Source organism: Polyangium sp. y55x31, from assembly GCF_029946505.1.
GTDB lineage: Bacteria > Myxococcota_A > Polyangia > Polyangiales > Polyangiaceae > Polyangium.
In genome coordinates, this window is sequence record NZ_JARZHG010000009.1 from 14,991 (window position 1) to 41,850 (window position 26,860).

Annotated in this window: 13 protein-coding genes; 6 read left to right on the forward strand and 7 right to left on the reverse strand. The window is 71.0% G+C overall.

Annotated features, from left to right (window positions below; translation table 11 throughout):
- Position 1: 1 nt before the first annotated feature.
- From tssK to QHF84_RS18060, 3 genes are all read right to left on the reverse strand, one after another.
- Positions 2 to 1,330 carry a type VI secretion system baseplate subunit TssK gene (gene tssK / locus QHF84_RS18050; RefSeq protein WP_281314561.1) on the reverse strand — a complete coding sequence of 443 codons (1,329 nt, stop codon included), beginning with the start codon at positions 1,328 to 1,330 and terminating at the stop codon, positions 2 to 4.
- A 1-nt stretch (position 1,331) separates the two neighbouring features.
- Complete coding sequence (locus QHF84_RS18055; protein ID WP_281314562.1) at positions 1,332 to 1,829, reverse strand: hypothetical protein; 498 nt, start codon at positions 1,827 to 1,829, stop codon at positions 1,332 to 1,334.
- A gap of 169 nt (positions 1,830 to 1,998) precedes the next feature.
- Positions 1,999 to 2,445 carry a DUF2085 domain-containing protein gene (locus tag QHF84_RS18060; protein WP_281314563.1) on the reverse strand — a complete coding sequence of 149 codons (447 nt, stop codon included), beginning with the start codon at positions 2,443 to 2,445 and terminating at the stop codon, positions 1,999 to 2,001.
- Positions 2,446 to 2,673: 228 nt separating this feature from the next.
- Here QHF84_RS18060 and QHF84_RS18065 point away from each other — a divergent pair, with 228 nt between their 5' ends.
- Positions 2,674 to 3,753, forward strand: coding sequence for a hypothetical protein (locus QHF84_RS18065; protein WP_281314564.1), 1,080 nt, complete (start codon positions 2,674 to 2,676; stop codon positions 3,751 to 3,753).
- 6 nt (positions 3,754 to 3,759) lie between these two features.
- Here QHF84_RS18065 and QHF84_RS18070 read toward each other — a convergent pair whose 3' ends face one another.
- The 3 genes from QHF84_RS18070 to QHF84_RS18080 all read right to left on the reverse strand — a co-directional run bounded on the left by QHF84_RS18070 (position 3,760) and on the right by QHF84_RS18080 (position 12,746).
- Positions 3,760 to 4,269 carry a hypothetical protein gene (locus QHF84_RS18070; protein WP_281314565.1) on the reverse strand — a complete coding sequence of 170 codons (510 nt, stop codon included), beginning with the start codon at positions 4,267 to 4,269 and terminating at the stop codon, positions 3,760 to 3,762.
- Positions 4,270 to 4,642: 373 nt separating this feature from the next.
- Positions 4,643 to 8,266, reverse strand: coding sequence for an MYXO-CTERM sorting domain-containing protein (locus QHF84_RS18075; protein ID WP_281314566.1), 3,624 nt, complete (start codon positions 8,264 to 8,266; stop codon positions 4,643 to 4,645).
- Between the two features lie 118 nt (positions 8,267 to 8,384).
- A complete protein-coding gene (locus tag QHF84_RS18080; protein ID WP_281314567.1) occupies positions 8,385 to 12,746 on the reverse strand; it encodes a tetratricopeptide repeat protein in 4,362 nt (1,453 codons plus the stop codon).
- Positions 12,747 to 12,930: 184 nt separating this feature from the next.
- On the opposite strand from QHF84_RS18080, the gene QHF84_RS18085 reads away from it, so the two are divergent.
- The 5 genes from QHF84_RS18085 (at position 12,931) to QHF84_RS18105 (ending at position 25,253) form a co-directional block, all read left to right on the forward strand.
- Positions 12,931 to 13,521, forward strand: coding sequence for a peptidylprolyl isomerase (locus tag QHF84_RS18085; protein ID WP_281314568.1), 591 nt, complete (start codon positions 12,931 to 12,933; stop codon positions 13,519 to 13,521).
- A 25-nt stretch (positions 13,522 to 13,546) separates the two neighbouring features.
- Entirely contained in the window at positions 13,547 to 13,843 is a 297-nt protein-coding gene (locus QHF84_RS18090; RefSeq protein WP_281314569.1) for a polyhydroxyalkanoic acid system family protein, read from the forward strand.
- A gap of 616 nt (positions 13,844 to 14,459) precedes the next feature.
- Positions 14,460 to 19,202: a tetratricopeptide repeat protein gene (locus QHF84_RS18095; RefSeq protein ID WP_281314570.1), complete on the forward strand. Its 4,743-nt coding sequence runs from the start codon at positions 14,460 to 14,462 to the stop codon at positions 19,200 to 19,202.
- 32 nt (positions 19,203 to 19,234) lie between these two features.
- On the forward strand, positions 19,235 to 24,238 hold the full coding sequence (locus QHF84_RS18100; RefSeq protein WP_281314571.1) for a tetratricopeptide repeat protein: 5,004 nt from the start codon (positions 19,235 to 19,237) through the stop codon (positions 24,236 to 24,238).
- A gap of 16 nt (positions 24,239 to 24,254) precedes the next feature.
- Positions 24,255 to 25,253, forward strand: coding sequence for a formylglycine-generating enzyme family protein (locus tag QHF84_RS18105; RefSeq protein ID WP_281314572.1), 999 nt, complete (start codon positions 24,255 to 24,257; stop codon positions 25,251 to 25,253).
- 48 nt (positions 25,254 to 25,301) lie between these two features.
- Here QHF84_RS18105 and QHF84_RS18110 read toward each other — a convergent pair whose 3' ends face one another.
- The gene (locus QHF84_RS18110) at positions 25,302 to 26,765 is read right to left on the reverse strand and encodes a haloacid dehalogenase-like hydrolase (RefSeq protein ID WP_281314573.1); all 1,464 of its coding nucleotides are present in this window, start codon (positions 26,763 to 26,765) and stop codon (positions 25,302 to 25,304) included.
- Positions 26,766 to 26,860: the final 95 nt, after the last annotated feature.

The following is a 26,860-nucleotide window of genomic DNA, read 5'->3' on the forward strand; positions in this document are numbered from 1 at the left end:
CCTACCCGCTCTTCACGTAGAGGACCGCCTCGGAGGGCCCGCTGGCTCCCGTCGGATCGGCCGTGTTGCACAAGGTGAGCGGCTCGCCCGGGTCGAGGTAGACGCTCTGCTCTTCGAGCTCGAAGAGCAAGGTGCCGGGCGTGGCGACGAGATCGCCGTGGCGCTCGACGCGCTTGCGGCCCGCGCCGAGGATACGGCTCTCTTGCATGGTGCGCAGGCGGGCCGGGGCGCCGATGAGCGCGCCGTTCATCCAGTTGAGGAGCTGATCCTCGCGCACGCCGCGCGCCGCGCGGACGGCGACGACGAGGGCGCGCGTGCGGAACTCGCGCTGGAAGAGGACGTTGTACTTGCCGTCCTTGAGGTCGAACGGGTAGGCCGTGAAGGACTCGATGATGCCCTCGTCGACCATGCGGAAGATGTGATCGCGGGCGTTCTCGAAGGTCGCGCGCAGATCGTCGTGCCGGTACTTGGGCAGGAGCGGCGGCACGGGCGTGCGCGCGAGCGAAGAGATCTGTCCGACGAGCCCGGTGAGCGTGACGAAGAGCGAGAAGGGGTGCGGGCGATCGGAGTAGAGGACGGCCTCGAACGGAGGGAGCGCGGAGACGAGGCACTGGATCTGGCGACGGACCTCGCCGATGAGCTCGCGATCGGTGGTGCGTGAGAGGAAGTTCGCCTTCTCGGCGAGGCGCATGGCCTTCTCGCGGAGGCGTCCGGCAAGACGTTGACACATCTCGTCGAGGGGTGATCCCTGTGCGACGCCGAGGGTCGGCGGGATGTAGTCGGTCGCGACGAACGCCTCGCCTTCGAGGCGGACGCGCGCGATGGGCAAGCAGACGAGGCGCGGCGGCGGCTCGGCCGCGACGAGGAGGCGGACGCTCGGCGCGATGCGCGGGATCTCGAGCGGGTCTTCGCCCGTGTGCTCGTCCACGACGGGCGCGCCTTCGGCGGAGCAGTTGCGCGCGAGGTCCGCGGCGGAGGCGGAGGTGCCCATCTGCGCGCGCGGGACGGCGAGGTAGACGGTGGCGGGTGCGTCGCGGACGAGCGCGGCCTGCGGGCGGAGATCGACGGAGAGGTCGAGTTTGCCGCCGGTGTGATGGACGAGGGTGCCATCGGGCATGATGGCCTCGACCCTCTGGACACGCAAAAGGCCGCTGCCGAGCGTGCCTTCGGCGAGCTTGAGGTCGATGATGCCGTGGTGATACGGCGAGGCCTGGCCGAGGTGATAGGCGAGGAGGCGCTCGGATCTGCGATCGGCCTCCTGGAAGTGCTGCGGCGACAGGAGCATCCCGTCGTGCCATTGAATCGCGAGCGGAATGTCGTCGGCGCGCATGTCATTCCTCCGGAGCATCGAGGGGGCTCACGACGAGGTCGTCGTCGCCGAGGTCGACCCGCATCCGGCGTTGCGGGCCAATCCGAAAGCGATGATCGCCGGGCGAGCGGTAATTGGCAAAGATGACGGCGCCGACGGCCTTGCCAGAGACCTCGACGACCATGGGCGGCGGCGCCTGACCGGGGACGAATTCCCAATCCCACTCGGTGAACGCGGTGCCGCTCGGGAAATCCCGGCGCATCTGCTCGCGCTGCTCGTACCACTGCTTGGCGGTGAGCTTGACGATCTGGTCGAAGAGCTTCGCGTCCTGCACCGCGACGAGGGTCAGGGGGACGGGCGAATTCCGGTTCGCCTTCGCCGTGATTGCGACCTCGACGAGAAACCTCGTCGGCGGGGGCCCCGAGGAGCAGCCGAGGCCCGACGGCAAGACCAGAGCGAGCGCTACGATCCATCGCGCCCAACCCATCGTCCCGCCCCGACGGTGCTTGGAGAAGCCCATGCGTACGTAAGGGTAGAGCGATCGTGCGGGACGGGTCTACAAACTCGCGAAGGCAGGCTACAGAGGAGAGTGGAATCGATGGGTTAGGGTGGACCGCTGTGGGACGGCCGAGGAGGGAGGACGGCGAAAGAGGGGACCGAGCGGGGCGAAGCGGAGGGGAAACACGAGGCTACGCGTCGAGGCTTGACGTGGGGGCGGCTCGTGGCGGGAGGAGCCCGACGGCCAGCGCGTACCCGAAGGCGAAGCCGGTCGCGAGCCGGGTCGCGTGTCCTCCCGGGTAGGGGCCCGCGGCCCGCGCGATCACGTCGACGACCATGCAAAGGCCCGCCGAAAGGAGCCACCCGCGCCGCGCGCGTGGTCGGGCGTCCGCCGGCCACCCGACGAGCGCGGCTGCGGCGAGGCCGGCGAAGATCCCGGCGCATCGGCTACAAAGGGGCATCACCACGCCCGCGAGCCGGAGCGTGCGCTCCGGGAGGCGATGACATATCGCCGAGAAGACCGAATCCAAGGGCCCGGCGTCCTCGCCGAGCAGCCTCCATGCGCGCGCGAGCGTCAGGAGCCACGGGGAGAGCCCCACCACGACGAATACGACGCGTGCCGCGGTCCTCGTGTGCATCTCGGCAAAACCTGCCGCGTTCCCTGCCCGCGCGCGCGTCGTGCCTCCCTCGCGATGCGCTACGCGAGCGTATGGCTTTCGCGGCGGGCGGCGCCGCACCCATTCAGCGATTCCCCGAGGGCAGGCGCGCGGGGGCGAAGGATGGCCGCGCCCCGCTTGCTGCGCGGTGCGCACGGCTCCACATGCATTCGTGACGGGGTACGGACAGCACACGAGGAGGGGGGCGTCATGAGGAAGATGCAATCGACGACGCCGGCGCGGCTTCACGAAGAACGGGAGCATCGGCTGACGGTGGCGTTGAGCGTGGCCTTCGCGGCCCTCGCGTTCCTGGCCTGCAAACAAGGGGAGCGCGCGAGCGCGAAAGGCCAATGCCCGCCCGGGGAGACGTGCTCGGATCGAACACCGGAGGGCCTGAATTTCATCGGCGCGCATACGGTCAACGACGCGGACACTGCGGACCTCCTGCCCACGGCGATCGGGGGCACGCAGACGGTGACCCTTTATTACGCGGGCTCGCCCAACGTGCCCTACGTGGCCGGATTCGAGGCGAGGCCCGTCGATTCCACGATCGCCACGCTCGAATCGCAGAGCCTCTCCGAGCTGGTCCTTCAAGGCGCCACCGAGGGAAAGACGCTGCTCCGGGTCGTCGAGCCGGGGACGAACGCGCTGCTCGACCGGGTCGAGATCAAGACCGCCGCGGTCGCGCGGATCTCCGTCATCCCGCGGGAGCTGCGGTACGAGACGGTGACCCCCACGCAGTGGGCGGTGCTCGCCGGGAACCCGGCGGATCTCGGCGTCTTGCTCTTCGATGCGAACAACGTCCAGGTGATCGACGAGACGCTCGACGTGCGCGCCCACGGAGCCGAGATCTCACGGCGCACGTGGGATCGTCGCGAGGTCACGGCGCCTTCGGAGGGCTCCCTGACGCTCATGGTGCGGGCGGGGGATCATCGGGAGCCGGTGGAGGTGCAGGTCGTCTCCTCGGTGAAAGACATCACGCGCAAGCCGCAGGACAGCACCGAGCAGCCGGGCCCGATCGAGATCCAGGTCGGCGCGGCGGCGGAGACGTTCTGCTTCCTGGCCAAATCGGACGACAAGACGGTGGTCGGGGCGCCGTGGGGATTCGAGCCGTCGGAGAACCTCTCGATCGCGCGGCCGTCGCCGCCGTCGGATACCCATCCGTGGGATGCGCCGTTCTGGTCGCCGCCGAGCTGCGTGGCGCTCGCGGGGGCGAAGGTCGGGACGGCGACGCTGAAGGTGAAGGCAGGCGACTCCGACAAGGTGTTCGAGGTCTCGATCCGGGAATGACGGCCGTCATCCCTCGGAGCGATCGCGGGCGGCGGAGGCCTCGGTCTTCGCCGCCTGGTTCTTGCGGCGGGTCTTCGCGCCCTTCACGGCGATCTGGGCATTGTAACGGAGGGTCTTCTCGAAGGGCGCGAGGAGGGCCTTGTCGCGGGTGCGCTGGGCCGTGGACTTCGTGATATCGACGATCCGGGCGATGGTGTTCTCGCGCTGATGGGTCTTCAAGCGGCGCGACTCGCGGGTGACCTCGAGGAGCTTTTCGAGGAGCATCTCCTTCTGGAGGAGCGCGTCGATGCTCTTCGTTTCGGCGACGAACCGCTCGTAGAGCTTGGGGGAGATGCCGGCGGACTCGCCGAGCAGAGGGAAACTCGCGGCGAGCTCGTGGACGACGTCCTCGATTCCCGGCTGCACGCCGCGGAAGCCTTTCGCGCCGCCCGGGGGGAGGTCGAAGAGGTCGTCCTTCACGTCGGCGAGGGAGACGTCGAGGGGGCCTGCATACGGGAGCATCGGACCGGTCGTCATGGAGCACCTCCGGGTAGGGGTGCGCGATCGACGGTCGAGAGGGCGAGGTCGTGAAGGGGGAGCACGAAGTCGTCTCCTGGGAAGGAGGAGGGCACGGCGGGTGGGGGTGATGTGGTGGGGTGGTGAGGATGAGATCGTCCTCTGGGGAGGATGAGATCGTCCTCTGGGGAGGATGAGGAGAGCCTCCTGCGATGAGGATGGCATCGTCGTGCAGGACCCATGAGGCTTTGGAGGAAGATGCCTTCATCCTCGGGGGAGGATGACGAGGGGAGGCGGGGAGGATGAGGAAGTCCTCGTCCAGGAGGACCTCCTCTTCCTATGTAGAGGAGGGCAGCTTCGGGGAGGATGAAGGCGTGTTCGGCGCAGGCTCGAATCAGCCTCGCGAAGGGGGGACTTCGCGGCGCGAGGTCACGCGTCGACGAGCGAGGAGCCCGGCGGCGAGCACCAAGGCGGCGATCGGAGCGCCCGACGCGGGCCCGCCCGAGGCCTGGCAGCCGGCGTTGACGGCCGAGCCCTTGGCCTGGTCGGCGCCGCCGCCCGGAACCAGGTCCTCGCCGCCGCCCGCACCCGAGGAGTTGGATCCGCCGCTTCCGCCGCTTCCGCCGCTTCCGCCCGTGCCGGCGCCGCTGCTCTCGCAAACGCCGCCCATGCAGGTGCCACCCGCGCAGGATTCGCCGTCCGGCTTCGTCGGGTCGTCGCAGGTGCCCGTCGCCGGATCACAGGTGCCGGCCTCGTGGCATTCGTCCTCGGCCGTGCAGACGACTGGATCGGCGCCGACGCACGCGCCCACGTCGCAGGTGTCGCTTTGCGTGCAGGCATTGCCGTCGTCGCAGACAGCGCCCGTGAGCGGCGTGCAGGTGCCGTCGGCGGAGGCGCCGAGCGCGACAGCGCAAGCCTGGCAATCGGGTGCGGAGTTGCCGCAGCTCGAGTTGCAGCAGACGCCGTCCGCGCAGAAGCCGCTCGCGCAATCGGTCGACGCGGAGCAGGCGGCGCCGAGGGATTGCGAGGTCGTGAGGAGGCGGGCGCGGATGCGGTTGCTGCCGTAGGGCGGCGCGGTCTCTCCCTTCATGTACGCGAGGAGCAGGTGGCCGGCGCCGTCGCTCGCGAGCGCGGGCTTGTCGTGGTGCGCGGCGCCGAGGCCGGCGAAGGGCTGGCCGCCGGGGGTGAGGACGTCGCCGGCTTCGGTCACCCAGCTCCCGTAGATGGCTCCATTGACGCCATGCCGCCCGTCACGCCAGACGACGAGGCAATCGGTCCCGTCGAAGGCAATGGCCGGATTGCCGCTCTGATAATTGGAAGTCAGCTCGACGTCGAGGGTATCGATGACGACGCCGGCGCCCGTGACGCGGGCCAGGAACACACGGCTGTTGGTGTAGGCGACGGTGAAGTTCAGCCCATCGAACGCCACCGCGGGGGAGCCGGTCGCATTGGGGCGGATGATGATCCCCGGCGGCGCGTCGAGGAGCACACCCGCGGTCGTGATCCTCGTGCCCCGCAGGGTTCCGTACGTCGAGACCACGAAGTATCGGTTGCCGTCGAACGCAATGCCGGGGCCCGATCCGCTCAAGGCAGCACTGCTGATCAGAAAGCCAGTCGGCTGAAGGAGGACGCCGGCCTGCGTCATCAGGGCGCCGTAGACACCCGATGTCGAACGGCCGTCTTGCCAGGCGACGAGGTAATTCGTGCCGTCGAATGCGATCGCCGGGGCTTGCTCGTGCCGGTTCGCCACCGCGACGAGGGGGATCCCGGCAGGATCGGCGACGACGCCGGCCGCGCTCACGCGCGCCGCATAGATGTCGTAATAGGTCCCCGAGCGCTTGTCTTGCCAGACGATCATGTACTGGGTGCCGCCCCAGACGACCTTCGGGGAGGATTGCTCGCCGGTCGCGGCCGAGATCACGATGCCCGAGGGATCGAGCACGTCGCCGGTAGGCGAGATCCGCGTGGCGTAGAGGTCCACGGTCGCGTTGTCTCGCATGTCCTGCCAGACGACGAGGTAGTTCGTGCCGTCGTAGGCGATGGAAGGCGCGTCCTGCTGGTTGGCCGCCGAGAGGAGCCTCAAGCCTTGCGAATCGTGGACGGTGCTCCCCGTGAAGCGCGCGCCGTACGCGATCGGAGTACTACCGCCCGCGCGCAGGTCCTCCCATGTAGCAAAACAAGCACCACCGCCGCACGCGACCTCCGGCCCGGATTGCTGGTTCGCAGCGACCGCGAGGGGCGTGCCGGTCCCGTCGAGCGCGACGCCGTCGACCGAGACCCGTCCCTGCCAGATGTCCTGATCACCCGTGCGATTGTCGGTCCAGGTGACGACGTACTGGGTGCCGTCGAACGCGACAGAGGGCGTCGACTGCGTCCCCGCGCTCTTGCAGACCTCCACGCCGATCGGATCCAGCACGGTCCCCGAGGGCGAGACCCGCGCGCCGAAGATGTCCGGGTTTCCCCACTTGCCGTCGTTCCATACGACGAAGTAGTTCGTCCCGTCGAAGGCGACCGAAGGAGCCCCTTGGCTCTGGGCCGAGAGCGAGATGGCGAAGCCATTGGGTTCGAGTACGGCCCCGGTCCCGGTCACGCGGGCGCCGTAGATATCCGCGATGCTGTTGTTACGCGTGTCCGTCCAGACGACCAGGTAATCGGTACCATTAGACGCAACCGAGACATCGCTCTGGATGGTGCTAGTCGGGGTCGAAATGCCGAACTGGCTCCCGATGGCCGTACCCGTGGCGTCGACGAGAGCGCCGTACACGTCCCCAACGACTTCCCAGGCGACGAGGTGATTCGTACCGGCGGCGGCCACGTCGAGCGAGTTGATGTTCTGATTGGGGTAGCTCCCGTACTTCTTCGGCGTCGGGTCCAGCACGACGCCGGCCGGCGAGACCCGCGCACCAACCACGAGGCCGTTGCTGCCGACGAAGGCCCCCCATGCGACGAGGTAGTGGGCGTTGGCGAAGGTCACCGCGAGCTTGTTGGAGCTGGCGCTAGGGCCGGGCCCGGCTCCGATCTCGAAGCCCCCCGGGTCCAGGATCACGCCCGCGGGTGTGACCCGCGTGCCCACGACTGTGAGTGAGCTGAGCTTGTTGAGCTGCCGCGCGTCGATCCAGGCGACGAGCCAATTCGTCCCGTCGAAGGCGACCTGCGGGGACGACTGCGCCGTGGTCACCTGGAAATAAATGGGCGTATCACTGCCGAACTCGGGGCCAATCGTCGGGTCGAGCACCGCAGGGTAAGCGGAGCCCTCCACGACGGCCTCGGGTACGGTCAAGACGAGCTCGCCCTCGGCCTTCGTATACCGGACCGGGACCGCCGTTCGTTCGCCCCGCCCGTCGATCCACGTCGCCAGGCCATACCGAAGCCCGAGGCCCGTCGCCGGATCGACGAAATGGTGCCCCGCCGCGGTCTCGCCCGCGTACGCCTGGCCCGTGACCCGGACGCGGATTTCGAGGTCGCCGCGTCCTTTCGGCTGCGTATCGAACGAGAAGCTCTGCTCGACGCCCTCGTCGTCGTTCCGTAGGTGCTCGGTGACGTCGCCCCGCGTGATGGCGAGGTGGCCGTCCTGCTCGACGCGGCCTTCGACGCCGCGAAGATCGCGGGCCGCGCCGCGGGTCAAAGAGACGGTTTCGAAGGTGGCCTCCGCCCCCTCGCCCGCGGCGGACGCGGGTCGAACGGAGAATGCCGAGGTCGAGGCGCGCACCCCGTACGTCGAATGCCCGCCCGCCCAGCGTTCGCCGTCCTTCCGGAAGGCGAAATGGACCTGCCGCATGACGCCGTCGAGATCAAACGGAGCGGACGCCTGCGTGCGTTTCCCCGGCGAGCGCAGAGCTGCCGGCTCCGGAGGCGTGGTCTCGCGCGGCGAGAGCTCCCCATCACGGGCGGAGCACGACGCGAGGAGCGCGACGACCCAGACGACGAGCGCGGCCCCGATGCCGCGCCGAATACGCTCACGAGCCGCGACGCGGGACGCGGCTCCCTTTCTCGGACACGAAGATACGAGTCCAGACATAACCCCTCATCCACTGTAGCAGTACACACTGCTCAATCGTGGAAGGGGACCTCTACCACGCGCCAGCGGATGGAAGAAGGGCTTTCTGGGGTCCAGCTCCGCGAGGAAGGAAACCCGATCAAGGGTTGGGGCGAGGGGGAGCTCCACCCTGCCCCTGCCCCAGCGACACGAGCGCCCGCTCCACGTCGGTGCGGTACGCATTGTCCATCGCCGCGACCTCCTTGAAGCGGAGATAACTCTTCACGGCCTTGTCCTTTTGCCCCGTGGCGCGCATCGCCTCGCCGTGGAGGAAATACGCGTCGGCGTGCCAGCTCTCCGCGGGGCCGTTCTTCTGCAAGAGCAGCTCCACGGCCTTGTCGAGCTCCGGCGTGGCCGCGAGCTTGTTGCCGTTCGATTCGAAGATCTTGCCGAGCCGATAATGCCACTCGGCGACCGAGCCATTGCCCGCGATCGCCTTTTGCCACGCCGTCTGCGCCTCCGGCCAGCGGCCGAGCTCCTGATAACAAAGCGCCATCGTGGCGTGCGCCTCGTGCCGGGAGGGGCGCTTTTGCAAGGCAATTTCGAGGTCCGCGAGGGCGTCGAGCGTGCGGCCCTGCTTGTGGAGCAAGACGCCGCGTTGCCAGTAGGCGTCCGCGAGCTCGCGGTCGAGCTCGAGGGCGCGCTTCAAGGCCGCCTCGGCCTTCGGGAACTGACCGAGGACGTTCGCCGCCCAGCCGACATAGAGGAAATACTCGGCGCGATTGCCGTCGATCTCCGTGGCCCGTTCGAGGAATCGAATGGCCTCGCCCGCTGCCGACGAGCCGCCCTTCAAGAGGAGGGCGCGGCCGAGGAAATGGTTCGCGTCCGCGGAGCCGGCGCGCTCTTTCAAGACCTCGCGCAGGATCGGCTCGGCCTGCGCCGCGTGGCCCGCCATGACCTGCGCGGAGCCGACCCGCATTTTGAGGTCGATGTCCGTCGGCGCCTTTTCGAGCGCCGCCGCATACATCTCGAGCGCGCGCTCGCTCTGGCCCGTCTCCTCGTAAAGGAGGCCGCGCTCCAGCGAGAGGCCGGGGAATTCCTTGTCGACGGTCGCAATCTGGTCGAAGACCTTCTGCGATTCCTCGAACGCGCCCATGCGGCGGAGCGTGACGCCGAGGCGGAAGCGCGTGCCGAGGTCGTCCTCTTTGGCGAGCGCGGCCTCGAATTCGGTGCGCGCCTCGGGATAACGGCCGGCCTGCGAGAAGACCTCGCCCTTGGCGCGGTGGAGCGCCGGGAGGTCGGGGAACTTGGCGCTGGCCTCGGCGAGCTTGGCCTGCGCCTCGTCATTGCGGCCGGCGGCCGAGAGGAGCGAGGCGAGCGCGACGTAGGCCTCGACGGCCTCGGTCTGCGTGCCGCCGAGCTTGATGGCCTGGAGGTAAAGGGCCTCGGCTTCCTTCTTGTTGCCGAGCGCATCCTCGACGCGGCCGAGCCAGTAGGCGGACGCGGCGGCGTCGGGTTTGTCGGCGCGGAGTTTTTCGGCGAGGGCCTTGGCGTCCTTGAGGCGTTCGAGCGCGAGGAGGGTCTTCGTCGCGCCGATGCGGGCCGGGAAGCTGGTCTCGTCGACACGCATGGCCTCCTCGAAACGGAGGAGGGACTGGGAGAAGCGGCTCGATCGATAAAAGAGCTCGCCGTCGCCGATGAGCGCGGCGCCGCTGCGCGGGTCGATCTTGAGCGCAGCGGCGAAGGCCTGTTCAGCCGCGGTGATGCGGGAGCGGGCGAGGTGGATGCGGCCGGTTTCGAGGTAGGCCTCGACGAGCTCGCGTTCGCTGGCAGAGGCGCGGATGTCGCCCTCGGCGGTGACCTTGCCGAGGAGGTCGAGGGCGTCGGTTTCCTTGGCGGGGTCGCGGCCGAGGATCGAGGCGAGCAAGGTGCGCGCGCCGGCGTGCTTGGGAGAAGCTTCGAGCGCGGCGCGGGCGCTCTTCTCGGCAGAAGCGGCGTCGCCCTTGGCAAGCTCGGCGCGGGCGAGGCCGTAGAGGGAGCGGGCGCCCTTGCGGATGGAGACGGCGCGTTTCCACGCGACGAGCGCGTCGGCGGTGGCGCCGGAGGCAAGCTCGATCTCGCCGATCAGGACAGCGGCGTCGATGTCGTTCGCGTCGGCGTCGAGCGCGTCCTTGGCCATGCGGCGCGCCGGATCGAGGCGGCCCGCGAGCGCGTGTTGCGCGGCGACCGCGAGGGTGCGCTCGCGGCTCGGGCTCTCGGTCTGTCCGAGGAGCTGCTTGCCGAGGGTCTCGTCGTCGCCGCGGCGGCCATGGCGGACGCTTCGGGAGAAGGCGACATACGCGGCATACGCGGCCGTCGCGCGGTGGCGCGGGCGCGAGAGTTGCGCAGCCTTGGCAGCTGCGAGCGCGCGCGCGGCGGCCGCGGCGGTGTCCTCGTCGAGCGTGGCCTGCGTGTTCTTTTCGAGCCCGCTGAGCGCCTCGGCATGCGCGGAGGCGTTCACGAGATCACTCACGGCGTGCGCGCCGAACGGGCCGATGTCGGGAAGGAGCGCGAGCGCGCCGCCGCCGATCGCGATAAGGACGGCCGCGCCGATGCCGTACACACGGCCGCGGCCACGGGGCCGCTTTTCACCGGCGGGCCGCGCGAGGCTCTTCGGGGATCTGTCGCGTTTGGCGAGGGCCGTGTCGAGCCCCTCGGACTCGCCCGGCGCGAGGTCGACCTCGTCGCCGATGCCCGCGTCGTCCTCCGGAGGAGGCGCGGGCGCGCGGGGCGCGGCGGCCGCGGGGACGTCGGCGCGCTGGGTCGCCGCGCCCGTGCTGATCGGCGCGCCCGTCGAGAGGTCCATGTCCGGTTCGCCGAGGGAAAACTCTTCGCCCGGCTTGGAGACGGGGGCCGCAGCGCGTGTGCTCGCCGGCGGCGCCGGCGTGGCCGGCTTGGGCGCGGCGGCGGCCTTGTTCGGCGGGGGATCGGCGAACGCGGCGTCGAAGGCCGCGTCGTCGAGCTCGAAGCCGGCCGTCGCGGACGCGGCGGCGCGCGGCCGCGACGCGGGAGATGCCGCAGGCGCAGGCGGCGGCTCACTCGCGAGGGGAAACTCGAGCTCGCCGAAGTCGCCGCCCGAATCGAAGGCCGCGATCGAGGCGGCCGGGACGGTCGCGCCGGGATCGAGCTTGCGGTTCGCGTCGCCCCGGGACGCGGCCCCCGCAGGCGGCGGCAGCTCTTCGGGCGCGGGCAGGTCGAGCTCGCCGAAGGCGCCGAGATCGGGCGCCGGGAGATCGATCTCGCCGAAGTTGCCGAGGTCGGAGTCGGCGGAGACGGCGGGCAGGTCGAAGCTGCTGAGCGGTTTTCCGCGCAGCGCCGTCATCGCGCCGGAGGAGCGGTGCCGCGGGCCGGGCGCGGCCGGCGCGGGGAGATCGGCAGGCTCGTTCTTCGCGGGAGCGCGCGCGGGCGCGGGGAGATCGATCTCGCCAAACCCCTTCGCCGCAGGCGGCGCGGGGCGCGCAGCGGCGGGGCGCGCCGGCGCGGGGAGATCGATCTCGCCGAACCCCTTGGCCGCGGGCGCGGGGCGCGCGGGGGCGGGCAAATCGAGCTCGGGCGTGCTCTTCTTCGCGGGGCGCGCGGGGCTCGGCAGATCGATCTCCGGCGCGGGCGCGTTCTTCGCCGCGGGACGAGCGGGCGCGGCGAGGTTCTCTTCCGGCTTCGGCGGCGGCGGCTTCGGCGCGGCGGGGCGCGCGGGCGAGGGCAGATCGATCTCGCCGAACCCCTTCGCCGCGGGGCGCGCGGGCGCGGTCGGTTTGTCGTCCGGCTTCGGAGGACCAGGCTTCGCCGCGGCCGCGCGCGTGGGCGACGGCGACGGCGACGGTAGATCGACTTCGAGCGAGGCCGTCACCGGGGTCGCCATCTGCCGGACCGTCGGCTTGTTCGAGGGTACGCCGGGGGGCAGCTCGATCGCCGCGAGCGCCGCGTCCTCCTCCTCTTCATCATCGAGGGGGAATTCGTTCACGACCGCGGCCATCTGCCGCACGGTCGGCTTCGCGGGCATGGGCAGGTCGACGAGCTCTTCCTCTTCGGCCGCGGGCAAGGCGGCCGGCATCTGCCGCACCGTCGCCTTCGCGGGCGAAGGAAGATCGATCTCGCCGAACCCCGGATCGTCATCACCGCCCCACAGATCGAGCTCCGTGGCTTCCGCGGGCTTCGGCGCGGGCGCAGCGGGCTTCGGGGCGGGCGCGGGCGCAGCAGGCTTGGGCTTCGCAGGGAGCACGGGCGGCTTCGGCGCGACCGGAGCGGCCGGCGCTTTGCCCAGCGCAGGGCGCGGCAGGAGCGGCTCGGTGCCACCTTTCGCGCGCGGCGCGACCGGCGAGGGGAGATCGATCTCCTCGGCCTCCGCCGGCTCCGCAGGTTTGCGGACCAAGAGGCTCGTGCCGCACTTCGAGCAGCGCATCTTGAGCCCCGTCGCCGGGATCCGTCGTTCCTCCACCTGGTACGGCGACCTACAGGAGTCGCACTCGACCTTGACCATGCTCATGCCTTCGAGGGGCCCTGGGGCGCGCGATCGTTCCGCGTTGCTCACTTCTACCAGGGTTTGAGGCTTCGCGGCTCTTTTGCGACACGAGGGGGGCGGCGAACGCGGGCCGAGCAGGCAGCCGAGCAGCGCGGATTCGTCCTCTCGCTTCCGCTGGGCCGGGGAAATGTGCTAACGCGCTCGCCCCATGCAGAAAGCGACCGCCTTCCTCTTCGCTGCGTTGGTCCTCGGGGCCATCGCGCTCGTCGTCGTTCCGCGCGGTCGCAGCGGAAGTTCGTCCACGGAGACGGCGGCAGCAGACGCAGGCACGCCGAGCGACGCAGGCGCAGCGACGACGGCGGACGCAGGCGCGGAGCCCTCGGACGCAGGCGCGAGCGGCGAGCCCGGCAGTGAACCGGAGCCCGGAGGTCCGGTCGACGCGGGCGGGACGTTGCTCCTCACGGGCGAGGCGCCGCCGCCACTCGCGGGCGAGGCGCCGAAGTCGGTCGTGTTCGGGGTGATCCTCGTGCAGTACAAGGGCGCGCAGGGCGCTCTGCCGAACGCGCGGCCCCGCGAGGAGGCGCTGACGCTGGCGAAGCAGCTCGCCGAGGAGGCGAAGACGGACTTCAAGGCGGCGGTGGCGAAGGGCGACAAGGGCTCGATGGAGAACGCGGGGCGACTGCCGCGCGGAATTTTGGAGCCTGCGCCGGAGTATGTTCTCTTCAGCCTGGCCAAGGGCGCGGTGAGCGAGGTCGTCGACACGCCGCGCGGCTACTGGATCGTGCAGCGTATCGAGTAGGCACGAAGCGAAGGGGACGGACGCGATGGCGCAGATCGACATCCAGAGGCCCCACGGCATGAGCGAGGACGCAGCGCGGCGTCGCGCCGAGGATCTGGCGAGGCGCCTGGAACAACGCCGCGGGGTGCGCTGGCGCTGGGAAGGCGACGAGCTGCGTCTCGACGCACCGAGCGGTCCGGCAAAAGGGACGCGGGGGTCGGTGCGCGTGACCGCAGAGGCCGTACGGATCCGGGTGGAGCTGCCGCTCTTGCTGCGCGCGATGCGCCCCGTGGTCGAGTCGAAGCTGCACGAGAAGCTCGACGCGATGCTCGGCAAGGCCTGAGGGCGTCGCGCCGGGGTTTCACCCCGGACCCCGACCAGGGGTTGTCCACCCCTGGACCCGGACCAGCGCAAGCGCTGGACTCGGGGTTGATGAACTGCGCGGTGCGCAGTTCATCAAACAGCCGGTGGCAAGACCGGCGACGACCCTGCCAGCCACGACGGCAGCGCGGCTCGACAGGCCACACCCCGTCGCCGCGTGAGACGAACCCTCGCGGTCTTGCCACGGGCCCGTCGGAGAAACTGCGCATCGCGCAGTTTCTCCGCCTTCGGTCCAGGCCGTGCCTGGTCCGGGGTGCAGGGGGCGGACAGCCCCCTGCTGGGGTACGGGGCAAAGCCCCGCTCCGCGCCTCCCTGTGGAACCCCTGAGCGAGCGAGCAGGCGAAGCTGGGGCATGGGGGCGCGGGCGGGGCCCTTGCCCACGATCGGGGTGGCCGTGGCGAACGCGTGCCGCGGGGGAATGGCCGCGCGTCGCGGCATGGTGTGGGATCGTCGCGATCCGTCGCGAGCACGCTTTACTCCCGACGCACCGTTTGGCTAGTCTCCCCACGCAGCATGCAATGGACCAGAAACCCGTCTCCGCGGGAGGCGCGTCGAGCCCAATGACGGTAGAGACACCCATGCCCACGGGGCAGGCCGAGGATGCGGCGGCCTTCCTCAATCGTTTACGGTCCGAGCACGCCGCGCAGGAGGACAACGCGCTCCAAGCGCTGCTCCTGCACGAGTGCGGCGTCCTCGAAGAGAAGCACGGGGAGGAGCCGTCCGCCGCGCGGGACTACCTCGCCGCCTTCAACGCGGATCCGCAGAACCGCGAGTCGCTCGAGGCCCTCGTCCGGATCTTGACCCGACGCAAGTCCATCAAGAACCTCGGAAAACTGCTCGAAGCGCTGACACGCGCCTCCGTGACCCCGGAGGAGCGCGCTCGCGCGTTCTGGGAGCGCGCTGCGTTCCTGCAGGACTACGAGCAGAATCTTCCGGGCGCAAAAGAAGCGCTCGAAGAGGCTGTCGGCGCGAGCCCCGAGGACCCGACGCCGTGGCTCGAGCTCGAGCTCATCGCGGCGAAGGACGGTGATCTGCCTGGCCGCATGCGCGCCATCGAAGCGCGCGCCGAGCTCGCCTCCGATCCGACGTGGAAGGCGTTCCTGTTCATCGAGCTTGCGGAGCTGTCGGCCAAGGCTGGCGACACGCAGCGCGCGTACGATCTGATCGACGCCGCCGCCGCGCTGGATGGTCAGGGCCGTTTCCGGTCGCAGGTGACGCTCGAAGCGATCGCGGCGCGGGAGGACAACACGACGGCGCTCGCGCGGGCCCTCGAAGGTCAAGCGCAGCTCATCGAGGACGCCCTCGAGGACGCAGAGCGCGGCGACGCGAGCGGCGTGCCTCGCTACGCGCGGCGCCCCGAGTACGCGGCCGACGCGTGGCTGCGCGCGGCAGAGCTGAAGCGGCGCGCGGGTGATCAAGAAGGCTGGGTGAAGCTCCTCGCGCGGGCTGCCGAGCAGCTCCCGCAATCGTCGCTCATCGCGCGGTCGCGGCTCGCCTCGCTGGAGACGAACGGCGACGCGAAGGGCGCGGCCGATCTCGCGCGGGCCGAGCTTGCGCGCGGCACGCCGGGCCCGGCTGCGGCGGCGCTCTGGCTGCGCATCGCCGAGGCGGCGATGCTCGACAACGATCGGGACGGCGCGCTCGCCGCGCTGCGCAGCGCGCTCGAAGCGGACCCGGCGTCGATCATGGCGCGTGCGCTCGAGCTCGATCTGCTGAGCGACGCGCAGGATCCGGCGGCGCTCGCGCGATCGCTCGAAGCCTCCGGCGCGTCGTGCCCGACGAACGAGGCGAGGGCGCGCGCGGAGATCATCGCGGCCTACGTGTGGGCTTGCCAGGCCGGTGAGTCGGACGCCGCGAAGGCGGCGCTCGGCCGGGCCGCGGCGCTCGGCACGCCGGCGCCGCTCCTCGCGCGGATCGCCCGCACCCTCGCCTCCGTCCGCGGCGACGCGGCGTGGTACGAGCAGGTGACGGCGGAGCTCGTGGGCAGCGGCGCGGAGCCGGGCGAAGAGGCGAGCCTCTGGTTCGAGCTCGGCCGGAGCCGCGCGCTCCGGGGCGACGCGGATGGCGCGGCCGAGGCGTTCGCGAAGCTCGCGACGCTCGAAGGCGACGCTTCGACGTGGCTCGGCCGCGTGCTCGCGGCGTATGCGCTCGGCGCGAAGAAGCCGGCGGACGGCGAGGTGATCACGTTCCGCCCGATCGCGGCGACGATCGAGGAGCTCGCGAAGGTCGAGACGGACCCGAGCCTCGCGCGTGGCCTCTGGGTGGTCGCTGCGCTGCGCAGCACGCGCGCGGGCAACCTCGATGCGGCGCGCGCGCGGCTGCGCGAGCTGCACGAGGCGCAGCCGTCGGACGAGGTGGTGGCGCTCTTCCTCGCGGACCTCGAGCGTCGCGCAGGGGACCTCGCGGCCGCGTCGAACATCCTGTCGGCGTGCGCGACGGCGACCGAGGACATCGACCTCGGCGCCGCGCTCTACCTGGAAGCTGCGCTTCTCACGTGGCGGATCGGCGATCGGCAGAAGACGATCGAGCTCATCGAGCAGGCGCGCGGCAGCGCGTCGAAGGCGGCTGCGGCGCTGCTCGCGTGGGCGCTGCGCGGGGCTGATCCCGACAGCCTCGACGGTCGTCGCCGCGCGCTGCTCACGGCGGCGGAGGCGGGCGCGGATCCGGCGAGCATCGCGATCGAGCGCTTCGGCCTGGAGGTGGGTCAGGGCGAGGCGGGCGATCGCGCCGAGGCGCTCACGGCGCTGGAGACGGCCGAGGCCGAGGGCTCGGGCGACATCACGGTCGCTGCGGGGCTCGCGCGCTTGACGTGGCCCGACGCGCAGAGTGATCGGGCGGCGATCGATCGCGCGCTCGATCGTCTGGAAGACCAGGGCGACGAGGCGACGGCGATCGCCCGCGCCGAGGCGTACCGGCTCGCGCGCGTGGTCGATCAGGACCCGGGCGCGGCGGTGACACGCGCGGCGGCCTGGGCGGACGCGGAGCCGAAGCTCTACGCCGCGCTCGAGTGGCTCGGGTCGGCGCTCGCCGCGAAGGATCGCGAGGCCGAGGTGGCCGCGCGACAGGCGGTGGGTTCGTTCCTCGACGACGAGCCGTGGTCGGCGATGGATGCGTCGGCCGCGCTCGTGGCGATGCTGGATCAGCCGAGCACGCCGCAGCCCTTGCTCGCGGGGACGTCGGATGCGACGCGCCTCGCGAACCTGGAGCTCGCGATGCCCGGCTGCGATCCGCGCCGCCGCGCCTTCGCCCTGCAGAACGTGGGCGGGGCGCTCGGCGAGGAGGCGGGCAGCGACGCGTCGGCGCTCTCCGGCTGGTCGGAGCTCGCGGCGGGCAACGTGGAGGCGGCGCTCGCCACCTTCCGCGCGGCCGTCGAGCGTCGCCAGGACGACATCGTGTCGTGGGAGGGCGTGCGCGCGGCGAGTGAGGCGCTCGGCGACCACGTCTCCACGGCGCTCGCGCTCGCGCAGCTCGGCGCCCTCAGCAAGGACGACGCGCGCGGCGCGGCGTTCTGGGAGTCCGCGGGCATCATCCTGCTCGATCACACCGACGCGCACGACGACGCGGAGATCGCGTTCGCGCGGGCGTTCGATCGGGATCCGAGCCGGTCGGTCGCCTTCGACAAACTCTTCCGCCGCGTACGTTCGCGCAACGAGGACGACAAGCTGCTCGACATCATCGGGCGCCGCCTCGACGTGGCCGACGACGAGGCGGAGATCGGCAAGCTCTTCTGGGAGCGCGCGCGCGTGCTCCGCAAGAAGGGTGATCGCGAGGGCGCGCTCTCGGCGCTCGAGAACGTCACGATGCTCGAGCCCGATCACGTCGGCGCGCTCGCGCTCGCCGGCGAGATCTCGATCACGATGGGCAAGTTCGCCGAGGCGGCGGACCTCCTCGGCCGGCTCTCGGGCATCGGCGAGGCGCCGGCGCAGCAGCGGCTGATGTCCGGCGTCGCGGCGGTGGACATCTACGAGAACAAGCTGAACGCCCCGGAGAAGGCGCTCAAGGTGCTCGTGGGTCTCCACGAGGCCGGCCTGTCCACGCCGCCCGTGCGCGAGCGCCTCGCGCGCGTCGCGGCGAAGACGGGCGCGTGGTCGCGCGCGACGGGGATCCTCGAGCAGCTCATGCAGGAGCGTGACAAGCGCGAGGGTCGCATGGAGGCCGCGCGGCTCGCGATGGCCATCTGGCGCGACAAGCTGAACGATCCGCTCAAGGCCGAGAGCTCGGTCGTGAAGCTGCTCGACGAGTCGCCGGACGACGGCGAGGCGCTCGATCTCGTGCTGACCACGAGCTACGACGCGGCGCTCCGGCAGCGCTTGCTCGGGCGCGCGAAGAGCGTGCTCGTGCAGAAGCTCTCCGAGGATCCGTGCGACGCCGACCGCGTCGAGCGGCTCGCGAAGATCGCGCAGGCAGGGCAGGACGCGGCGCTCCGGCAGGCGACGCTCGGCTGCCTCGTCTCGCTCGGTCGCGACGACGACGCGATCTCGACGGAGCTCAAACGGATCGACGGTCGCGTCGCGACGCGGCCGCAGATCGTGCTCGACGCGAAGGCCATGGCCGAGATCGCCGATCCGGAGGACAACGGCCCGATCGCGGAGCTCTTCGTGCTCATGGCCGAGACGGTGACGCTCGCGCTCGGCCCGACGCTCGGCTCGCTGAACGTCGGCAAGAAGGAGCGCATCGACTCGCGCGGCGGCCACCCGCTGCGCGTAGCGGTCGCCGAGTGGATGGGCGCGGTGGGCTTCGAGGGCGACTTCGAGCTCTACGTGGGCGGCCCCGAGCCGAAGGGCGTGCACGGCGTCGCCGGCGAGGTGCCCGCGATCGTCGTCGGGTCCGGGATCACGACGCCGCTCGACGCGGCGGCGCGCTCGGCCATCGCGCGCACGGTCTTCGCCCTGCGGCGCGGGATCACCTCGCTCCGCACGCGCGACGAGGCCACGGTCGCGTCCGTGGTCATCGCGGCGTGCAACGAGGTCGACATCAAGGTCGCGAACCCCGGCTACGCGGTCTACGGCGAGATCCAGCGCGCGGTGCACAAGGAGATCTCGCGCAAGATCCGCAAGAGCATCGGCGAGGTTTGCCAGAAGGTCGTTTCGAGCAAGCAGGACGCGCGCGCGTGGACGAACGCGGCGCGTCGCAGCCTGGATCGCATGTCGGTGATCGCCGCCGGCGACGTCTCGATCGTACTGAGCGACATCCTGAGCGTGCCGCGAGATCAGCTCGGCTCGGTGGTCACCGAGAGCGAGCGCTCGCGCCGCCTTCTCTCGTTCGTGCTTTCCCCCAGCTACCTCGAGCTGCGCAAGAAGCTCGGCATGGGTGTCCGGTGAGCCACGACTCTGGAGCAAAGGATCAAGGTCCCGTGAGCGAGCCCCAAGACGAGATCGACCTCGCAGAGGACGCGATCGAAGACGACGACGACGACGCTGCGACCATCATGGCGCACGTGCCCGACGAGCTGATGGCGTCGCTGCGCAACTCCCGCAGCGAGCCCGAGATCGGCGAGGTGACCGCGCGCATGAAGGAGGACGTGCGGCACGAGATGCCCACGAGGCCCGAGGATGACGGGCTCGTGGAGGCCCTCGTCGACGAGACGAAGACGCCGCCGGCCGCGGACACGAGCGCCCACGACGCGGTGACGCCCGCAGGGCCTGCCGTCGTCGAGACGCCAGTCGCCGCGGCCGTGGAAGAGCTGGAAGTCGAGCCCGAGGACGACGTCCCGGCCGCGCCGTCGCGTCGCGAGCGCGCGCCCGTCGCGGGAGCGCCGAAGTTCGACGACGAGCAGGACGCGAGCGCGCACCTCGTGCGCACGCAGCAGCGTGACGCGTGGGCCGAGCGGGCCGCATGGCTCCGCGCGGAAGCGGAGGCGATGGAGGACAAGGCTGCGCGCGCGAGAGCGCTCGTGGCCGTGTCCGAGATCTACGCGATGGCGGGCGAGGAGCAGACGGCGCGCGCGATCGCGGCAGAGGCGCGCGATCTCGCGCCGAGCTCTCCGCTCGCGCATCGCCAGATCCGCGGCTTGCTCGCGCGTGATCAGGACTGGCAAGGCACGATCGAGGTGCTCGACACCGAGGCGCGCATCGCGCCGACGCCGGCCGCGCGCGCCCACGCAGCCGTGCTCGGCGCCGAGGTCCTGCGCATCCGCCAGGAGGACGAGGAAGGCGCGCAGAAACGCATGGACCTCGCGCAGCGCGCGCTGCCCACGGATCCGCGCCCGCACGTGCAGCGCTTCTGCGAGGCGCTCGGCGGCGAAGGCGACGCCTTCACGAAGGTGCGCGCGCCCGAGACGAGCGAGCTTTCGGCGCTGCGCGACGCGTTCACCCAGGTCGCGATCCATCGCGGCGTGGTGCCGCGTGGCCTCCGCGGTGTCGTCTCCGCGTACGACGCGCTCCTCCGTGCGCGCGCGGCGCTCGAAGCGGGCGACGTGTCCCTCGCGGTGTCGAGCCTCGGCCGCCTGCGCAGCACCGCCTCCCTCAAGGGCGGCGCGGGCTGGCTCGCGGGCATGCTCGCGGCCGCGAGCAAGGACACGCGGCCGGGCTCGATCGAGGCCCTGCGCGGCGCGCTCGACGGCACGCACGACGCCGACGCACGGCGCGCCCTCGCGGCCCGCGCGATCGAGCTCGGCGACGCCGCCGCGGCGCGCGCGGCCGTCGAGGGCAGCGACACGATCGCGTTCTCGGCTGCCGATCGCCTGTCGTTGACGGCGCTCATCGGAGGCTCGCGTGAGCTCTTCGAGCAGGCCGTCGACGCGGCCGCGGGCGACGACGAGCTCGCGCCGCTGCTCGCTGCGGCGAGCGCGGCCTCCCGCGAGGCCGACACGGCTTCGAGCAGCGTCGTCGGCACGGGCAGCCCGAGCGCGCGTGCTTCCGCGGCGCTCGGCCGCGCCCTCGCCGACGCGCGCACCGACGGCAAGCCCCTCGGCGAGAACGACGCGCTCGCCGCGGCGATCCTCGGCTACACCGAACACGCCGCCGATGGCGGCACGGGCCGCGCGCTCAAGCTGGAGCTCGACCTCGAGTCGAAGGCCGGCGCGAGCGTCGCTCGCGCCGTCGCCGCGTGGCGCGGCGCCGAGGACGGGGATCGCGACAGCGCGCTCGCGGGCGCGCTCCTCGCCGAGCTCGCGGGCGACGCGGAGCTCGCGGCCGAGGGGTACGATCGCGCGCGCCAGGCCGATCCGGCCCACGAAGGCGCCACGCGCGCTCGCGCGACGGGCGCCGACGCCACCACCGCGTCGAGCGTCCTCGCCGGCCTCGCGCAGTCGATCGAGCCGGGCACGCGCGCCGCGCTCTTGCTCACGGAGGCGGCGATCCGCTTGCTCGAGGTCGAGGTCCCCGACACCTCGATCGACGACGAGCGCGACAAACTCCTCCGCGGCGCGGCCGAGATCGACGCGCGCCTCCCGCTCTCCGTGCACCTCGGCGAGCGCACGGCGCGCGGCGTGGGTGATCGCGACGGCCTCATCGAGTGGCTCCACCTCCGCCGCCAGGCGAGCGAGGATCCGATCGAGCAGGCCCGCGACTTCGTGCGCGAAGCGCTCATCACGCCGGAAGGCGCCGCGCACGCGGCAGGCCTGCTCGCGCAGGCGCTCACGGCGCGACCGGACGACATCGGCCTGCGAGAGCTCTACGAGCGCCTCTCGCCGGAGCGCCCCGCGGATCGCGCGGCCTGGCGCGCCGAGCGTGCGGCGGCCTCTGCGGGCTCCGACGCCGCGCGCTTCTCGCTCGAAGCCGCGCTCGAGTACGAGCGCGACGGCGACCTCGAGAAGGCCGCGGCCCTCGCGCGGCAAGCCATCGCTGCGGGCGAGACGCTCCTCGCGCCGCTCTGCGCGTACCGCGCCGCGCTCGCGGGCCACGGCACGAGTGATCTCGTCGACGGCCTCTTGCAGTACGCCCGCGCGACGGAGGACTCCGTCGAGCGGCTCCAAGCGTACGAGCGCCTCGCCGAGCTCGACGAGATCGGCCGCGGCGACGCGGCGAGCGGCCTGCTCTGGCGCCGCACGATCCTCGAAGAGACGGAGGCGCACCTGCCGACGCTCCGCCGCGTCGCGAGCGCCCTCATCGCGGGCGGCCGCGACGAGGAGCTCGAACCGGTCGTCTTCACGCTCGCGAGGACGCTCGAAGGCCCCGAGGCCATCGCGCACGCGCACCTCTCCGCGCGCCTTCGCCTCCGCATCCACGGCTGGGACGAGGCGCGCGAGCCGGTCGAGATCGCCTACCGCAACGAGCCTCGTGGGCTCTGGGCGCTCCGCCAGATGGCGGCGCACGCCCGCGCGCGCGGCGACGAGGCGACGGCGCTCGAAGCCGACCTCGAGCTCGCGAACCGCACCGAGCGCGCCTCCGAGATCGCGACGCTCTCGCTGCGCGCCGCCGAGTCCGCGACGCGCGCGGGGCAACCCGAGAAGGCCCGCGAGCTGCTCGAAAAGGCGATCGAGCTCGTGCCTGGTCACCTCGTGGTGCACCTCGAACGTGCCCGCGCCCTCGAACAGAGCGGCGACTTCGTCGGGGCCGCGACCGCGCTCGAAGCTGCCGCGCAGACCAGCGCGACGGCCGAGGAGCGCGTGCGCAACCTCTACCTCGCCGCGGTCCTCTGGGCCGACAAGACGAGCGAGACCGAGCGCGCGCGCAGCGCCTTCGAGAGCGTCTTCGCGGTCGATCCCTCGTACCTCGACGTCTTCCAGCGCTTGCAGGCGATCTACGTCGCGAGCGGCGCGCGGGCCGAGCTCGCTGCGCTCCTCGAACGTCGCCTCGACGCCGTCACCGATCCGGCCGAGCGTGTCGAGATGGAGGTCCTGCGTGGCCGCGCGCTCGCCGACGTCGGCGATGCGGCGGCGGCGAAGCAGGCCCTCGCGGCGGCGCTCGATCAGAACCCCGACCACGTCGAGGCTCTGACGACGTTCGCCGACGTCTGCGCGAAGGAAGACGACTGGGGCGGCGCGGAGCAGGCCTGGATCCGGCTCGCGCGCCTCGTCGCGGAGCCCGAGCGCCAGGCCGAGCTCTACATGCGCCTCGGCGACCTCTACAACGGCCCGTTGCCGAACGCCGAGCGCGCCGAGCTCTCCTACCAGGAGGTCTTGAAGCGTTTCGCGAACAACGAGGCTGCGCGTGAGCGCCTCGTCGACCTCTACAAGAATCTCGGCGACACGGCGAAGGCCCTCGAGCAGCAGACGATCCTCATCAACAACGTCGAGGAGCCCGAGGCGAAGTGCCGTCGCACGACGCAGCTCGCCGAGATCTACGAGGCGATGGGCGACCTCAAGAAGGCCGAGCAGACCTTGCTCCAGGCGCGCAAGACCTGGCCCAAGGACGACGTCGCGCTCGGCGCGCTCGCGAGCTTCTACCAGCGCACCGATCAGGCGCAGGCTGCGAACGTCCTGCTCGATCGTGCCGTCGCCGACGCGCGCCGCGCGCTCGGCACCGGCCGCTTCGAGCCGTACCTCTTCAGCACCGTCGCCACCGTCGCCGATCTGCGCGGTCGGCCCGAGGTCGCGCGCATCGCGCGTGGCAGCGTGTCGGCCCTCGACGGCGGCGCGGTCGATCTCCCGGGTGCGGGCGCCGCGGCCGGCGACCTCGCGCTCGACGAGCTCCTCGCGCCCGACGTGATGACGCCTGCGTTCCGCGACCTCCTGCAGCGCACGGGGCCGATGCTCGACACCGCCGTGCCGTTCGACGTCACGTCGGTCCGCGCGACGCCCTTCCCGCCGCCGCAGGCGCACCTCGCCGAGGAGATCAAGGCCCTCGCCCACGCCTACGGGATCGAGGATCTGAAGGTGCTCCAGTCGTCGACGCTCGGCTCGGTCTGCATCGCGGCGAGCGCGCATCCCCCGACGATCGTGCTCGGCGCGCCGCTCGTTTCTGCGACGAACGAGGCCGTTCGCACGTTCCTCGTTCACCGCGCGCTCAAGGTCGTCCAGGCGAACGCCACGGCCTTCGCGCGCACTGCGCCGATCGACCTCTGGCCGCTGCTCGCCGCGTACCTCAAGGCGCTGAGCCCCGGGTTTGCCCCGCAAGGTGTCGACCCGGCCAAGCTCAACGATGCTTCGACGCGCGTCGCCAAGGCGCTGCCGGCGAGCCTCGATCCGCAGGTGCGCACGCTCGCGACCGACGTCATCGCCAACATCGGCAACCGCGCCTCGACCCTCAACACTGCGGTGAACGGCTGGGGTGCGCGCGCGGGCTTGCTCGCGGTCGGCGATCCCAACATCGCGCTCACGGGCATTGCCTGGGCCGGCGGCCACACGAACCAGCCTCCGGCCTCGGGCAAGGAGCGCCTCACCTGGATCGGCCGCAACGCCGAGGCCCGCGAGCTCATCGTCTTCTCGGTGAGCGACGCCTACGCCGACGCCCGCGCGCGCCTCGGCCTCGACTGATCCCTCCCGCCCGCGCTTGCCCTCGCGCCTCTTCCCCTCCGCGGCGGCCCTCCTCTTCGGGGCCGCCGCCTGCTCCTCCCCGGACGCCTCGCCTGCGCCCACCCCGCCTGCGTCTGCGGCTGCTGCGCCGCCTGCGCCCGCTCCCCTCCCCTCGGCTGCGCCTCCGCCCGAACCTTCCCGCTGCGCCGCCGTCGCCTGCGCCTCCATCGAGCGCTGCGACGAGGCCACGGGCGCGTGCGTCCCGCATTGCCCTGCGGGCGAGGTTTACATCCCGAAAACCGGCCCCGATGGGTTCGTCATGGGCAAAGGTTTTACCTTGAACGGCGGCGCGCGCCGCCTCCGCAAGGGACACCAGCCCGACTCCGATCGCCCCCACCGCGTCGTCCTCACCCGCCCGTTTTGCATGGACGAGACCGAGGTCACCGTCGCCGCCATGAAACAATGCGTCGACGCGAAGGCCTGCGACCCGCCGAAGACCCTCGAAGTCTGGGCGAACTATCCCCGCCGCCCCGATCACCCCGCCAACGAAGTCTCCTGGGACAAAGCCAAGAAGTATTGCAAGGCCCAAGGAAAGGACCTCCCCACCGAAGCGCAATGGGAATGGGCGGCGACCGGCGGCGACGGACGCAAATGGCCCTGGGGCAATGACGAACCCACCTGCGAGCACGCCGATTTCACGATCGGCGTCCTCGTCTCGCCCGGCGGCGACTCCGGCTGCCACGGCGGCGGCACCTCGCCCGTGCGTTCGCATCCGAAGGGCGACCGCGCCTGGCCCACGGGCACCCTCCACGACCTCGCGGGCAACGTCTGGGAATGGTGCGACGACACCTACGCCAAATATGGCGCGGACCCGGTCACGGATCCCCATGTGCAAAAGCCCGGCGTCCTCGTGCACGTCGTGCGCGGGGGCGGCTGGAATCGCTCGAACCTCGGCATCCAGACGGCCTTCCGCGGCGCCGCCATTCACACCTACGAGGTCCCCGGGCTCGGCTTTCGTTGCGTCCGGAACCCGTGAACGGCCGGGGAGGGCCCCGCGTGGAGCCCTCCCCATTCGTTTCCTCGATCAGAACACCGTATCCATCTGATCCGGGATCACCTCTCCCACCTCGTTCGCACACGCAATGCCTGCGCCCGACGCGTCCTTGCACCCCGTCAACGAACACGGGTACGGCGCGGCCTTCTGCGGGTTTGGCAGGATGAACATCGGATTGACGATCCACTTGTTCATGTAGTTCGCGTACGCGTTGCACATGAGCTCGTTCTTGTTGCGGTTGATCGCGAGCTTCAGCACCGTCGCGTCGTGCAGGAACGAGATGTCCGTATCCGAATCGCCTGCGCCGAACACCGGCCGCTTCTTCATGTCCGCGTTCGGCATCTCCGCCTCGGCCCCGGCCACCCCGTAGATCACCTTGTTCATCCAGCAGCGCTTGCCCTCGATGTACGTGATCATCGTATTGCCGACCGGGTTCCCACCGTTGCCCGATCCATCCACGACCGACCCGCAGCCTTCGAAGTCGTACGTCAGCTTTCCGCCCCCGTCGAGCAGGTTCCGGATCGCAATCACGTGATCCGCGCCCACGCTCACGCGCTCCGCGAACGCCTCCACGTTGGGCTGCGGCGACGCTGAAATCACCCACACGTCGAGCCCGTTCTTCTGCATCACGTCGATCAGATCCTTGATCTGCTCGTAGATCCGCACGTATGCATTGACCGACGTCGTCCCGATCGTCTGCTTCGACCCCTCCGCCGCGGCGAGCCCCTCTTCGATCGCCGTGTTCGCGAATGCCTTCATCTCGGCCGGCGTGTATCCCGCCTGGATCTGCGCGGCCCATGCATACGCGGGCTCCATCGTCCGGTAATCCCACCCTGCGAACGCCGCCTTCGCGCCCACGGTCTTCGCCGTCGTATACACCGCGAGGATCTCGTCCGCGCATTCCGCGTTCGTGCTCGTCGGCAGCGGCATCCCCGCTTCGGCCAGGCTCCCGCACGCCTGGTTCAGCGCGTTGCGCGCGTCATTCGTCAGGAAACGGCTCGTCGCGCGCCAGTCCTTGTTCGGCGGCTGCATGATCTTGTCGTTCTTCACGAGCCAGAAGAACACGAGGTCTCCCACGTCGTTCTTGATGACCGTGTTGTCCCAGTCGAAAATCGCGACCGGCTTCTCCGTGGGATCGTACGACGGGCTGTTCACCCCGACATCGTCGATCATCTTGTCGAGCGCATCGCGGTTCTGCCCGTACCACGGCAGATTCGTATTCAGGTCGGGCGCGGCCATCGAGCCGCCCGCGCCGCCCATCCCGCCGGCCCCGCCCATTCCACCGGCGCCCCCCATTCCACCCGTGCCCCCCATTCCGCCCGTACCGCCCATTCCACCAATGCCGCCGGTGCCCCCCGTACCGCCCGTGCCACCGGTCGCGCCAGCTCCCCCGTTGCCTCCGGAGCCGTTCTCGCCCTCGTCCGTGCAAGCCGCCGAGAGCGTCGCCATCCCCACAACGAGCGCGACGGGAAGAAAAGATCGAATCTTGATCATGACAAGCATCCCCTTTCCGAGATCACCCTACCACGGAAAGCACGAATCCCGTGAACACCATTTTCACGACATCATGGTAACACGGTGAGCCATTC